This is a genomic window from Candidatus Pandoraea novymonadis, from assembly GCF_003004665.1.
GTDB classification, from domain to species: Bacteria; Pseudomonadota; Gammaproteobacteria; order Burkholderiales; family Burkholderiaceae; genus Pandoraea; species Pandoraea novymonadis.
On the sequence record NZ_MUHY01000001.1, the window covers coordinates 479,580 to 494,046 of the forward strand.

Genomic DNA, 14,467 nt, shown 5'->3' on the forward strand with positions numbered 1-14,467 from the left:
AGATCACATTCATCGCGATTCAAGAAAAACGTGACTCACTCATCAACTGGATGAAACGGTCAAACAAGTATCCCACATCACTCGGCCCAGGCGATGCCTCTGGATGCCCTTGAAAACAAAAAACAGGTCGATCTATTAGCGAAAAACCCTGCAAAGTACCATCGAATAGCGACACATGAGAGACATGAGCATTCGAAGGTAAACTGTCAGTATCAACCGAAAAGCCATGATTTTGAGATGTAATCACCACACGCCCTGAGTCGAGGTCCTTTACAGGATGATTCGCACCGTGATGACCCATTTTCATCTTTAACGTCTTCGCACCGATAGCGAGACTCATAATCTGATGCCCAAGACAAATGCCGAAAGTAGGAATCCGCTTTTCCAGGAAAACTTTGGCTGCTGAAACAGCATAATCACAAGACTCAGGATCACCAGGACCATTCGATAAGAAAATTCCATCTGGATTCAGTGCTAGTGCATCTTGGGCAGTCGATTGCGCTGGCAGGACTGTAACTTTGCAACCACGCTCAACCAGCATCCGTAAAATGTTTCGCTTAACTCCATAGTCAAAAGCCACAACATGATGGTATTGTTGGGCGATTTGCTCACCATAACCTTTCCCCAAACGCCATTCTGATTCTCGCCAATCATAGCGATCTTTTGTAGAAACAATCTTAGCCAGATCCATGCCCGCCAAACCAGGGAAAGACTGAGCCAAAGCGATAGCCTCATCTTCACTGACGTCTTCTCCAGCCAAGACACAGCCATTTTGGACACCTTTATCACGCAAAAGACGAGTCAAACAGCGAGTATCGATGCCCGCGATCGCAACAACGCCCTCAGCCTTTAGATAGGCCGATAGCGTCTTTTCTTGACGAAAACTCGACGATAAAATTGGAAGGTCACGAATGATGAGACCGGCGGCATGGACTTTCGTAGATTCGACATCTTCGCGATTCACACCCGTGTTGCCGACATGTGGATACGTCAATGTGACGATCTGACGGGCGTAACTCGGATCAGTAAGAATTTCTTGATAACCGGTAAGAGCTGTATTAAACACTACTTCGCCAACGGAGCAGCCAGTAGCGCCAATGGCATAACCACGAAAGACCGTGCCGTCAGCGAGCGCAAGAATAGCGGGTTGGAATGACGGCAGCACGGAAAACTCCTAAAAATTTCACCCATGCGACCAATGCAACATGCAAAACGATGATCAGTACCGATTTCCCTGTTTAAAGGTTCCACAAAAACAAGTGAGATTTCGGACCAAAAACGAGATAGCAAGCGGATAGCTGCTAGGGTAAATGTTTTAAATAACTGAACGCAATCTTCGTTAATGATAGCATAAAAATGCTTATTTTCAAAAGCCAAGCAAGCGACCTGATGTGCCTTGCGTTCATATTTTTTGCAAAAAATACTTAACAAACTACGCAGGGTGAATCACAAAGATTTGGAGTTAATCTCAGCGGTAGACTGATGTGCAACATTTAATTCACTGGATTCAATGTTTCTCTATGCGTTATTTCCAGTTCTAGAATATCAAGGTAAAGGGCATCCCCAATCTCTTAAAAATATTTCTTTTTAAAAAAATCTGTAAACTACAGATACCATACCGGGATTTCAGCAAAAAACCAAGGATGCAGTGAGAAAGACCATTGTGATATAAAACCATTACTCTCAAATAGATCGACCAACCACACAACGATGCTCAAAAAATAAAGCTTGATAAGATTAAAAATCCCTGTACTACACACACGCCCAGAAACACTTGTTCAATCAAAAAAATGAATCGACAGCATTCGACGCGCCTGAAATTCCAACTATTTTAATAAAAAATATTAGCCATCTAGTGGCACACACTTATCTTTTAAAACATTAAAGATTTCAATCAACGGTGTATCGCCTTCGCTGCCTTGCCGATATTTTTTTTCACCTTCGCAGCAGGAGTTTTGCCTTTTTGTTTGAATTTTGTATTCACAGTAGAAGACATAGATCGATTTGCCTGCACTTTGATAACTTCGCTCTTATTTTTACAACATGCGGTTCGTGTGACACGAGAGGCAGTATTGATGACCTTTCTCGCTGCCACCAACCGGGGTGGAACAGGAACAACCGGCACATGCAGAACTAACAACTGTCCCGGGCTAACACGTGTGCTGCGCAAACGATTAAAATTCTTAATTTGTGCGACTGATACCCCACTACGAGACGCAATTGCTGTCAGTGTATCGCGCTTACGTGCACGCACCAGTACCCTTCGCGTACAGGGAACATCTGGCTCCACTGCCAAAACAGCATTTGAAACTACAGACTTACTGATATCGCCATCAACGCTATTGGAGCGCGGCACTAATAGCGTTGACCCAGCTTTTAAACGCACGCGCGGTGGGATACTATTAACCCTCCGCAGAACTAAGGCATCGATGCCAAGCTTTAATGCAATATCTTCCGGACGCTCCCGCGATGACGAAGTATAAGTCGTCCATGATGACAAGGGTTTATCATAGTCTTTCAAACGACGTTGAAACACTTCGGCACTATCAAACGGCAAAAGGATTTTTGGTTTTACCGCACCAAGAATCAAGGGCTTGCGGAATGATGGATTGAGTGCGCAAAATTCATCAAGCGGCAAATCAGCAAGCTTTGCAGCAAGTGCCAAATCGATATCACGCTTGGTGGAAACACTCACAAAATATGGTTGATTCGGAATAACGGGCAAATTCAATCCATATTGCTCAGGACAGGCAATGATATTTTTCATCGCCTGTAACTTCGGCACATAGTAACGAGTTTCCGTAGGCATTCGCAAGCTAACATAATCCGTCGGCAACCCTTTTAATTGATTGCGATCTATAGCACGTTGCACATTACCCTCACCCCAGTTATAAGCTGCCAGCGCCAAATGCCAATCACCAAACTGATCGTATAACTTAGAAAGATAATCTAAGGCAGCAGTAGTAGAAGCCAGCAAGTCACGGCGCTCGTCCTGAAAAATGTTCTGTTTTAGATTATACGATTTTCCTGTACTCGGAATAAATTGCCAAATACCCGCAGCTTTTGCAGTTGACAAAAGTTGCGGGTTATATGCACTCTCTACAAACGGTAGCAAGGCCAATTCAGTAGGCATACCCCGATGTTCGAGCGCTTCTACGATATGGAATAAATATTTTTTTGATCGATAAATCATCCTCTCTAGATAATCTGGGCGAGCGGCGTACCAATGTGTCCGATCTTCTGCTAAATCAGTATCGAGGTTAGGCATACCAAAACCACTTCGAATACGAGACCATAGGTTAACATCGCCATCCTCAGCATAAGGAGGTTCTTCGATCACATCAAGCTCAATCGCTTGATTATCGAAAGCTTTTTGCTTGGAAATATTTTGAAACGGAGGGGGTGCAATCCAGGCTTTGTTTTTCAAGAAAGCAACAGCACTTTCCTCTCTTTTTGTCGGAGCTGTGCCAGCGCACGCTGTCAAAATCAGCATGAACAGCAAGCTAACGATAATTCGCATTGATCAGACTCAAATTTAGTAACATCTTCATGAAATCCAGATGAATCTTAAGGAAACCGTTTTGTCACGTCAATCTTTTTCGCCAAGCAAACTATCAGAAGACATCTTTCCAGGCCCGAATGGTGGCAAAAACTTCTTCACGCGAATGCAGCAACTTGCCTGCCCAATATTGTGCAGAAGCAACTATTTCAGGAGCATCGCTGCGTAGAAATGGATTTGTTACACGTTCTTGTGCTAGGGTTGTCGGTAAAGTTGGAGACCTCTGATCGCGCAAATACTGCGCACGACCTTGCCAAGTCTTCAAAGCAACATTTCGTGGATCGCATGTCAGCGCAAAAAGGATATTCGACATTGTATATTCATGTGAACAGTGCACATATGTTTCACCAGGTAGCGCTGCCAATCGATCTAGCGAGTAAAGCATTTTCTGCGAGGCAGCACTTTCAAATAAACGCCCACAGCCGCAAGAAAACAACGTATCTCCACAAAATAAACGTGGTCTACTCATCGCATCACCCTCAAACCAATAGGCGATATGTCCTACAGTATGTCCAGGCACATGCATCACGAGCAACTCAATTGCAAGATGCTCAAGTACAAAGTACTCGCCATGAGCTAGTGGATGATCGACCCATAAAATATATTCGTCAGAAGGTCCATAAACAGGAACTGGCATCTGCCTGAGAAGATCTCCAACACCATCAATATGGTCACTATGATGGTGTGTCAGTAAAATAGCACTTAACGTAAGACTATTCTTCGCAAGATAGTCAAAAACTGGACGCGAATCACCAGGATCAACAATAGCAGCATAATTTCCATTATCAATTGCCCAAATATAGTTATCTTCGAACGCAGGCACTGGTATCACTTTCAAATCCATATTATCTAGATCCTGTATACTGAAAAAAATGCCTAATAGTGCAATTATAGACTGGTCCGCTTGGCTTAAATCACCAGCAGGGCGTTACGCATTTAGATGGGAAACCACCCTTGTCGATCAATGGGTTGGAGATCTCTTCGGTTATCACGCATTGCAATTAGGCAACTATGAACTCAACACACTACGTGAAAATCGTATATCGTGCCGCACCCTTGTGCTAAATACTTCGCAATCACCTAAGACATCGGTAGAACCGAGTCCAAACGCTCCGTCCTATGAGCCAACCCCTCAAAGCATCTTAGTAAGTCATTTTCACGAACTACCCATCGCTACCACCAGCATAGATCTGGTTGTACTGCCACATACTCTCGAATTCGCAGAAAATCCCCATGCAATCTTACGCGAAGTCGAGCGCATTCTTGTGCCGGATGGTAAAGTCATCATTACCGGTTTCAATAATTTAAGCCTATGGTCTGCACGTGAGAAATTAGGCCATTTGACCGGTATACCATTTCTCCCTCCAGGTGCTGATCTTATTGCATTCACCAGGATAAAAGACTGGCTTAAACTTTTGAACTTCGAAATCGACCGTGGCCGTTTTGGTTGCTATCGCCCTCCTTTACGCGGCATAGGCTGGTTAGAACGTTTCGCTTTTATCGAAAAAATTGGTGATCGTTGGTGGCCAATTTTTGGGGCCCTATACGCAGTTCGCGCGGTCAAGCGTGTTCACAGCATGCGCTTAGTTGGAAAAATTCGAAAAGGTATACTAGCCCTTCAGCCTGCAACTTCCTCAGTCCACGTATCCAACACATCACACACAACGAAACCACAGAATCCACTGCTCAAAATAAGTGAAAAATGTTAAAACAAGTCGAAATATATACGGACGGCGCCTGCAAAGGTAATCCAGGACCTGGAGGCTGGGGGGCATTGCTCAAATCAGGTTTTCATGAAAAAGAATTGTTTGGCAATGAAGTTAATACCACTAATAATAGAATGGAATTGCTAGCCGTAATCAGAGCACTCGAAGCACTCAAAAAACCTTGCAAGATCGTGCTACATACCGATTCACAATACGTGCAAAAAGGCATCAGTCAGTGGATTGAAGGATGGAAAGCACGAGGATGGAAAACAGCCTCTAAAATGCCTCTCAAAAATATTGACCTCTGGAAAATGCTCGATGCTGTACGTCAGCCCCATGAAATAGATTGGCGCTGGGTCAAAGGTCATGCGGGTCACGCTGGCAACGAGCGTGCCGATCAACTTGCCAAGCATGGAGTGGAAACACTACTCCATGGCTAGTACGAATAATTGTTTTGAAAATCGTAAAATCTATGATGCCATATTCGCAAGAAATTAATCAAAATCGATGGCAAACCCAGTTTTCTTGATCACACGAATAGAGCTATTTTCGATAATAGCTCTATCAGTATACAAGATAAATCATGGAGGACATATTTTTGGATATAGGCTTTATTTACGTTTTAAAAAGTGCTGAGAGCAATCCTATATCATTAATGCTACAGATTGATTAATCTGAAAATAGTGAGTTCATTTTCCGGATTAATCTCTGATATATGGAAGAAATACTATAAATATAAAGGACCTAAACTCTGAATTATCTTTACAAAAGCTTAATCTCATGCACAGTAACAAATAACACCTCCCACTCCCCTTAGATCAAGTCATCTTAGGATGTAACAACATAATTCTTTAGTCGCACCATGACACGACAACTGATTCTCGATACTGAAACAACTGGATTGAATCCCCAAAAAGGCGATAGACTTTTGGAAGTCGGCTGTGTAGAACTAGTGAGTAGACGACTCACTGGCAACAATCTGCATTTTTACATTAACCCCGAACGCGACAGCGATCCAGAAGCTTTGGCTATACACGGACTTACGACACAATTTCTCAGTGACAAACCGAAATTTTCAGATATCGCCAATAAATTACGAGATTACTGTTGCGGAGCTGAGATTATCATTCACAACGCAGCGTTTGATTTGTGTTTTCTTGATATGGAATTCAGCCGACTCGGATGGCCAACATTTATGAGTTACTGCAGCGGTTTAATTGACACGCTGCAGTATGCACGTGAAATTTTTCCAGGCAGACGTAACTCGCTTGATGCCCTTTGTGAAAGACTTAACATCAATAAAACCCATCGAACGTTACACGGTGCTTTACTTGATGCTGAATTACTTGCCAATGTCTATTTATCGATGACACGCGGCCAAGAAAGTCTACTGAGTAATAATATTGATTCAGTGAATAGTGACACTAAAGCCGAACATATTTCCCTAACACATTTTGATTTACCGATCTTATTCGCCGTCGCCGACGAAATTGATGATCACAATAACATTATTCACAATATTGAAAAAAAATGTGAAAGTACCAGCCTGTGGCGCAGAGCACGGGAGGCACACACTGAGTAAACCGCATATATTAATATTACTTAGTACTTTAATCACTTGACACGAGGTAAAACCCTTCTCCTAAAAGACATGAGAGAAAAAGTCGAATTCTTTCCCAAACAAGATGTTCCCAAATATATTAAAAGTCGATAGAATTGGATTCCTTTTTATAAAAGGAATCCAATTCTGTCGACTTTTATGTTGATAACCTAAAGTAGTCTAAAAATTTTACCTGGGTGGTTAGCTCAGCGGTAGAGCACTGCCTTCACACGGCAGGGGCCACAGGTTCAACCCCTGTACCACCCACCAAATTTAGGACTAGATATAAATCTGGTATCGATCGAGAAAGATCTATTTGAATATTATAATTCAGAGATTATAAAAATAAAAAAATCTCGGGACATAGAATCAAAAGTAAGAAATTTTTTCGATTGCCTTGAAATCTCACCCTAAGTACGTACTGTAATCTTCTCTAAAAAAAGTTCCATAGTTTTACTTTCGCAAACCAGTCATCACTTTAAAAGCACATATATTCGAAGATTGTGAAGATCAAAAAACACATACCTAAAATCTCCGTTGAATAATACAATCTCGCCTCGATTTTTTTCATTATTATTGATATAACACATGAAAAGTTACACACACTAAATGCTACTCAGTCAAAATCTCACACAATGCATCAACAAGCCTCTGACACTCATGATCTGTTCCAATTGTAATCCGAAGAAACTGGACAATCCGTACTTGCTTAAAATGTCGCACGATAATCGCACGCTCCCGTAATTTTTCCAATAACGAAGCAGCATCATGTTGTGGATGACGAACAAACAAGAAGTTGGCAGTGGATGGCAAGACCTCAAAGCCAAGCCTTTGCAAAGCGGTGGCCAAAACAGTCCGACTTTTTATCACTGCAGAACATATTTTTTCAAAGTACGACTCATCTTCTATGGCTGCAACCCCAGCGACTAAAGAAAGGCGGTTTAAAGGATAAGAATTGAAACTATTCTTAACCCGCTCCAGGGCATCGATTAAATTAGGATGTCCCAAAGCAAATCCCAAACGTAATCCAGCAAGTGAACGTGATTTTGAAAGAGTCTGCACTACTAACAAATTTGGATAATCCTTAATGAGTGCCGCCGCACTAACGCCACCAAAATCGATATATGCTTCATCAAGTACCACCACCGAACTCGGATTGCCACACAATAATCTTTCAATATCTCTAGTTTCCATTAAACAGCCCGTCGGCGCATTTGGATTAGGAAAAACAATTCCGCCGTTAGGCTTGAGATAATCGTCCACCAAAATCTCAAATCCGGGTGTCAAAGGCACTGACTCGAAATCTATTTTGTACAATCGGCAATATACAGGATAAAAACTATACGTAATATCTGGAAACAATATTGGATTTTTATGTTTTAACAATGCTTGAAATACATGCGCAAGGACCTCGTCTGAACCGTTACCCACATGTATTTGTGATGTTTCCAGATCAAAACGCTTAGCAATAGCATTCTTGAAAAAAAAGGCATCTGGATCTGGATATAATTTCAACTTATTGGCGTCGACACCAATTTCGTCGAGCAGTGATGCAAGCACACGTGGGGATGGCCCGTAGGGATTTTCATTTGTATTCAGCTTTATTAAGGACTGCATCTTTGGCTGTTCGCCAGGCACATAAGGTGTCAAATCAGCGATACCAGCGCTCCAAAATTGACTCATGAGGTATTTGTAGAGATGTCAAAAGAAGAAAGAAAAAATGGCATATTTGCCGATGCAAACTACTAAATACTAATTTAGTCTGCAAGACCACGAGAGAAATCGCTCTTCAGCAAAATTGATGAATAATCTGCTCAGAGAATCAATACCCTGCATCGACCCCTTAAATGCGCTACGCCGTCAATTACATTTTTCCTAAAATAGGAGGATAAAACTCATATTTCATGGTAAACACACTCGAGTAAAAGAACATTCCGTTCTATATCCACTTCTGTCGATCAAGATACTTCATTGCTGGATATGCAAAATATCTTAGCAATGAAAAATTCGTGCCATAAAGATCAAGCTAAATAATCTTAGGAGAAAAAGATTTCAATAAATTTGTCGTTAAATTCATCACGAACTCTTTTAAAAAAGACAGAACTACAAATCTAATTGACAACCTTTCACCTCCTCACCCGCACCCATCTCAATCATATGATTGTTAACCAACATTTCAGATACTTGACCCGACTTCTCCAAACGGTCAAGATACGCTGGCGTAACATCGCTAGTGATATATTTTCCATTGAAACAAGATGAATCAAATTCACGGAGTGCCGGATTAATATCACGCACCGCTGCTTCTATATCCTCGACATCCTGATAAATCAGCTTATCCGCGCCAATGATACGTGCCACTTCCTCATCTGTGCGGCCATGTGCCACAAGCTCACTGCGAGTCGGCATATTGATACCATAAACATTAGGATATTTTACTGGAGGTGCCGCGGAAGCGAAGATCACTTTCTTTGCACCAGCATCACGCGCCATTTGTACAATTTCTTTACTCGTTGTACCACGCACAATCGAATCATCAACAATCAGTACATTTTTCGACTGAAATTCAATGCACATCGCGTTAAGTTTTTGACGGACTGATTTTTTACGGACCGCCTGGCCAGGCATAATAAATGTGCGGCCAACATAACGATTCTTAAAAAAACCTTCCCTATAATTCAACCCCAATTGTTTGGCTACTTGCATCGCTGCTGGACGACTCGAATCTGGAATTGGCATCACCACATCGATATCCGACGTATCAATGGTACGCCGTATTTTTTCCGCCAAATAGTCTCCCATTCGCAGACGAGCGTCGTACACTGCCACACCATCAAGACTCGAATCTGGACGTGCCAGATAAACTAACTCAAAAATACATGGAGATAAGACAGCAGCATCTGCGCACGACTGTGCAAAATATTCGCCTTCATTGCTAATAAAGATAGCTTCTCCTGGTGCTACATCTCGTACAAAGGTAAAACCAATTCCTTCCAATGCGACTGACTCAGAAGCAAGCATCCACTCAGTGCCACGAGGTCCATCAAAACGTCCAATACACAAAGGACGAATCCCATTTGGGTCACGGAAACCTAATAAACCAAAATCAGCAATCACGGACACAATCGCATACGAACCCTTCAATCGACGATGTACACCCGCTACAGCTGTAAACAAAGCGTCACGCGTCAAACCCTCACGAGAAGACCTTTGCAACTCATGCGCCAAAACATTTAGCAGTACTTCGGAATCAGAAGTAGTATTGATGTGCCGCCGGTCAATACGGAACATCTCATCCTTAAGTTGTTCCCAATTCGTCAAATTCCCGTTATGCGCCATCACAATGCCGTATGGCGCATTCACATAGAATGGCTGAGCTTCTTCTGAACTTGACGAACCAGCAGTTGGATAGCGCACCTGACCGATACCGATATTTCCTGATAAGCTACGCATGTTGCGAGTTTGAAACACATCCCGCACCATGCCATTACCTTTTTGCATCGAGAAAGATTGACCATTCGACGTAGCAATGCCCGCAGCATCCTGCCCACGATGCTGTAGCAATAACAAACTGTCGTAAATCAACTGATTGACCGGAGACTTGGAAACGACACCTACAATGCCACACATGGCATAAATTCCTCAAAAAAGCGAAACCTACGAAAAAGTTACGTTATTAACCTTCACCTTAAAATCTTTTGCACAGCGGTGTATTCTAAGCTACTTCATACATATACTAATATAGCTTCTGGCAGCCAAGGACGAATCTGGTTAATCACTACCTCTACCAAAGGTAGCAGAACAGAATTCCGCCACATAGTTTTTTGTGGCAGTTCAGTAAACGTAGCACCAACCAATAAAATCATCAAAATCACGATTCCACGTACCATACCGAATAACATACCCAAACCACGATCTATGGTACGTAATCCAATAACATTAATTATTCGTCCAATCAGAGCACTGATGATACCTCCACTAAAAAGCACGGTGAGGAACACCAACAAAAAACCAAACCCACCCTGTGTCAAAAGTTCATTCGGGAAATCTATCACAGGTAGCCATTGAGCGACAGTCCCTCCAAAAACACGTGCAACAAAAAATGCAACTACCCAACCCACAAGGCTAAAAATTTCACGAATAATTCCGCGCAACATACCCAACAGCACTGAACCGAGGAGGATAAAAATAACGACATAATCAACGCCTGTTAAAATTTCTGTATTCACGGTTTCTTTAATTTAACCTTCGACAATCTGTGCGCTCAGACCGATATCACGAACCTTTTTCGCTGCCCATGCCGCGTTTCGTGTATCCGAAAAAGGACCTGCACGCAACAAGTAAAGTTCGCGATCACCAACTTTTTTCTTTTCCATATAACTTGGCACATTGACGAGCTTGAGTTTGATAAGCCAGGCATTGGCACGTTCTTCACTAGCAAATGCGCCAATACGAATTTGAATCTGACAATGATCTTTGGTAGGTCTCTTATGTGGCGATGTAGATCCCACATCATGCTTCTTTTCCAATAATTTCGATGCAAGTTTGGCAGAAGAAGTTTGTGCCATAGCAGAAGACAATGATGTTTGGACTGGTTCCTTCGCAGAAGGAGCATTATCCAAATTAGCACTTTCAAGAGAAGGCAAATTATGAATATCTTGTTTAGGAGAAACAGTATTCGTAATGTCTTGAGAAGCATTCCAAAGATCAGTCACTCCTTTCTCTTCGTTATCAATATCTTGCTGCAATGCTTTCAAATCGGATCGCGCTGACAACGTTGTGTCTTTCGTTCGAATCCGTATAACAATATCATCTTCAGTTGCTGGTTTTGGATCTGGCTCGAGTACCATCGGCAATACAATGACCGTGGAGAAGACCAACGCAAGCGCCCCGACAAAACGGCGCCGCGCACGCTGCTTTTCAGGAAAAAGTAAATCGGACTGTGCGTGCTCACCACCAACCGCTCGTTCAGAAAGACGAGATCTCCCACGCCCAACAGGATCCCTTGTAGGGGATTTTTCAGCATTATATTTTCTGAAGAACGAAAATAAGCCCATAAACGAGACTCAAGTCATGACATGAGAATAAGAAATATCGAAATTTTTTTAATATGTCAAGAAAATATTCAAAAGACAAAAATTAGAAAAATTCAGCGGAAAATACAAAAAAGTGTAGGACTTTAGTCATCGATGCTTAGCAAATTGCAAGACATTTCCAGCATCCCTAGAATGCATTTAGTGGTGACATAATTTTTGATAGCGCATTACGCCAGCCACCGTCAAAAATGAACCGAAAATCACAATTCTATCATTCTCGCCGGAAAGTTTTAATGCAGTAGAAACTGCATCTTCTGGCGAAGCATGATGTGTCACGGAATGATTGGCATCTTCTACAAAACCCGCAGCACGCAAATAAGTTTCGAGATGCTGTGTATCAGCAGCACGAAGAATCGGTAAATCGCAAAGATACCAATGATCCACTTGATGAATCAATTGATGCAATACACCCTTTATATCTTTATCAGCCATCGCCCCAAACACTGCATGAGTAGAGGGGAAATAACGCATACCATCGAGATTTTGACTCAGTACTGCTGCCGCATGAGGATTGTGAGCAACATCAAGCACGAGACTTGGCGACCCTGGGAGAACTTCAAAACGCCCCGATAATTTAACCGACGCAAGGCCCAAACGGATATCCTGTGCCGAAACTGGTAAAACCATACGCATCGCTTCGAGTGCTGCCAGGACTGCCGAAGCATTAAGCAGCTGATTAGTACCACGTAACGCAGGGTAAGCTAGCGCCGAACGGCGCATACCACGACCAACGTAGTTCCACTGTTGCTTATCCCCGTGATAATTAAAATCACGACCGAATAACCATAAATCAGCACCAATGCGTTTAGCTTCTCCTATTAAAGTCTCAGGTGGCACCGGATCACCGCAGATGGCTGGTTTACCAATACGGAAAATCCCGGTCTTCTCTATGGCAATTGCCTCACGCGTGTCACCAAGAAACTCCTGATGATCAACATCAATGCTGGTGATGATGGCACAATCTGTATCAATGATATTGACTGCATCAAGTCGCCCACCAAGCCCCACCTCAAGGATCACGACATCAATAGCGCTCGTCGCAAACAAATGCATAATAGCAAGTGTTGTGAATTCAAAATAGGTCAGTGAAACAGGAACATCAAAACTACAACGTGCTGCCTCTACCGCCTCAAAATTCTGCAGCAATAGATCATCGTTTACCGTATCACCGTTAATCCGAGCGCGCTCATTGAATTTGAGTAAATGTGGGGATGTATAAACACCGACCCGATACCCCGAAGCCAACAGAATAGCTTCTAGCATAGCACAAGTCGAACCCTTGCCGTTCGTACCACCAACGGTAAAAACAGGACATGGAAACGTTAGACCAAGAAGCTCCTTGACGCGGTTAATGCGTGCCAATCCCATTACAATCGGGATAGAGTGGGCTGTTTCAAGATGAGACAACCAAGCATCAAGACTGGAAAAAGTGGCCATGAATTTTAAAAAAGAAAAAACACAGAGGGTATACAAACCTTCTGGCATACTTCTTTTACTACAAGTGCAAGCGGTAAATTTACCGCAACGCAGAATGTCATTCGATACGCCGTGATTCAGGCAAACGTGCCAAATGACTTTCGCTCCATCAAAGCAATTAAACGTGCAATTTTTTCACGCATCTGACGACGGTCAACAATGATATCAATCGCACCCTTTTGCAATAAAAACTCGGAACGCTGAAAACCTTCTGGCAACTTCTCGTGCACCGTCTGCTCAATCACGCGTGGCCCAGCAAATCCAATCAACGCTTTAGGCTCAGCTATCACAACATCACCAAGGAATGCGAAACTTGCCGACACACCGCCCATTGTTGGATCTGTGAGAACTGAGATAAACGGTAGCTTAGCTTCCGACAACTTTGTCAGCATCGCTGTAGTCTTAGCCATTTGCATCAACGACAGCAGACTTTCTTGCATACGAGCCCCTCCAGAAGCGGTCACACAGATAAACGGCACACTTTGTTCTAAGGCGTTTTGTGCGCCACGAACAAAACGCTCACCAACAACGGAACCCATTGAGCCAGCCATAAACGCAAATTCGAAGCATGCGACCACAACTGGTAACGCATGAATCGAACCACCCATGACCACCATGGCATCAGTTTCCTCGGCATCTTCCGTAGCCTGTTTAATACGTTCCGAGTATTTTCGGCTATCTTTAAACTTCAGCGCATCAACTGGAATAACGTCCTCCCCAAGTTCATATCGACCTTCTGGGTCCAGTAAAGCATCAAGACGTTCACGCGCACCAATGCGCATGTGATGATCACATTTCGGACAAACGTGAAGATTCTCTTCAACATCCCGTCGGTATAGAACTCCTTCGCAGGATGAGCATTTTATCCAAAGACCCTCAGGAATACTCTTATTCCGCTGTGTCGGGTCGGTTTGTTTGATTTTCGGAGGAAGTAATTTATCAAGCCAACTCATCGTTTCTACTCAATCTTTGTTGCGATCATATATTTGGTAAGCATCCCCAATCAGGGGCATATAAAAAAATTTTACTC

General features: G+C 42.8%; 12 protein-coding genes and 1 tRNA gene. 4 read left to right on the forward strand and 9 right to left on the reverse strand.

The window, feature by feature from the left end; all coding sequences use genetic code 11:
- Positions 1-19 precede the first annotated feature (19 nt).
- The 3 genes from carA to gloB form a co-directional block, all read right to left on the reverse strand.
- Positions 20-1,165, reverse strand: a complete 1,146-nt coding sequence (gene carA / locus BZL35_RS02040; protein WP_106182402.1) for a glutamine-hydrolyzing carbamoyl-phosphate synthase small subunit — start codon at positions 1,163-1,165, stop codon at positions 20-22.
- A 729-nt stretch (positions 1,166-1,894) separates the two neighbouring features.
- Complete coding sequence (locus BZL35_RS02045) at positions 1,895-3,520, reverse strand: transglycosylase SLT domain-containing protein (RefSeq protein ID WP_106182404.1); 1,626 nt, start codon at positions 3,518-3,520, stop codon at positions 1,895-1,897.
- A 94-nt stretch (positions 3,521-3,614) separates the two neighbouring features.
- On the reverse strand, positions 3,615-4,403 hold the full coding sequence (gene gloB / locus BZL35_RS02050) for a hydroxyacylglutathione hydrolase (protein WP_106182407.1): 789 nt from the start codon (positions 4,401-4,403) through the stop codon (positions 3,615-3,617).
- Between the two features lie 28 nt (positions 4,404-4,431).
- On the opposite strand from gloB, the gene BZL35_RS02055 reads away from it, so the two are divergent.
- The 4 genes from BZL35_RS02055 (at position 4,432) to BZL35_RS02070 (ending at position 7,135) form a co-directional block, all read left to right on the forward strand.
- A complete protein-coding gene (locus tag BZL35_RS02055) occupies positions 4,432-5,268 on the forward strand; it encodes a class I SAM-dependent methyltransferase (RefSeq protein WP_106182409.1) in 837 nt (278 codons plus the stop codon).
- Positions 5,262-5,705 carry a ribonuclease HI gene (rnhA, locus tag BZL35_RS02060; protein ID WP_106182412.1) on the forward strand — a complete coding sequence of 148 codons (444 nt, stop codon included), beginning with the start codon at positions 5,262-5,264 and terminating at the stop codon, positions 5,703-5,705. Before BZL35_RS02055 ends, rnhA begins: the two co-directional genes overlap by 7 nt.
- A gap of 422 nt (positions 5,706-6,127) precedes the next feature.
- The gene (dnaQ, locus tag BZL35_RS02065; RefSeq protein ID WP_106182414.1) at positions 6,128-6,847 is read left to right on the forward strand and encodes a DNA polymerase III subunit epsilon; all 720 of its coding nucleotides are present in this window, start codon (positions 6,128-6,130) and stop codon (positions 6,845-6,847) included.
- A gap of 213 nt (positions 6,848-7,060) precedes the next feature.
- A tRNA-Val gene (locus tag BZL35_RS02070) sits at positions 7,061-7,135 on the forward strand.
- A gap of 342 nt (positions 7,136-7,477) precedes the next feature.
- On the opposite strand, the gene hisC is transcribed toward BZL35_RS02070, so the two are convergent.
- From hisC to accD, 6 genes are all read right to left on the reverse strand, one after another.
- Positions 7,478-8,548: a histidinol-phosphate transaminase gene (hisC, locus tag BZL35_RS02075; protein WP_106182417.1), complete on the reverse strand. Its 1,071-nt coding sequence runs from the start codon at positions 8,546-8,548 to the stop codon at positions 7,478-7,480.
- Positions 8,549-8,968: 420 nt separating this feature from the next.
- The gene (purF, locus tag BZL35_RS02080; RefSeq protein ID WP_106182419.1) at positions 8,969-10,495 is read right to left on the reverse strand and encodes an amidophosphoribosyltransferase; all 1,527 of its coding nucleotides are present in this window, start codon (positions 10,493-10,495) and stop codon (positions 8,969-8,971) included.
- 95 nt (positions 10,496-10,590) lie between these two features.
- A complete protein-coding gene (locus BZL35_RS02085; RefSeq protein ID WP_181276531.1) occupies positions 10,591-11,094 on the reverse strand; it encodes a CvpA family protein in 504 nt (167 codons plus the stop codon).
- A 12-nt stretch (positions 11,095-11,106) separates the two neighbouring features.
- Positions 11,107-11,922 (reverse strand): SPOR domain-containing protein, encoded by an 816-nt coding sequence (locus tag BZL35_RS02090; RefSeq protein WP_106182424.1) that lies wholly within the window; start codon positions 11,920-11,922, stop codon positions 11,107-11,109.
- Between the two features lie 177 nt (positions 11,923-12,099).
- On the reverse strand, positions 12,100-13,398 hold the full coding sequence (folC, locus tag BZL35_RS02095; RefSeq protein WP_106182851.1) for a bifunctional tetrahydrofolate synthase/dihydrofolate synthase: 1,299 nt from the start codon (positions 13,396-13,398) through the stop codon (positions 12,100-12,102).
- 116 nt (positions 13,399-13,514) lie between these two features.
- Positions 13,515-14,390, reverse strand: coding sequence for an acetyl-CoA carboxylase, carboxyltransferase subunit beta (gene accD / locus BZL35_RS02100; RefSeq protein WP_106182426.1), 876 nt, complete (start codon positions 14,388-14,390; stop codon positions 13,515-13,517).
- Positions 14,391-14,467 lie beyond the last annotated feature (77 nt).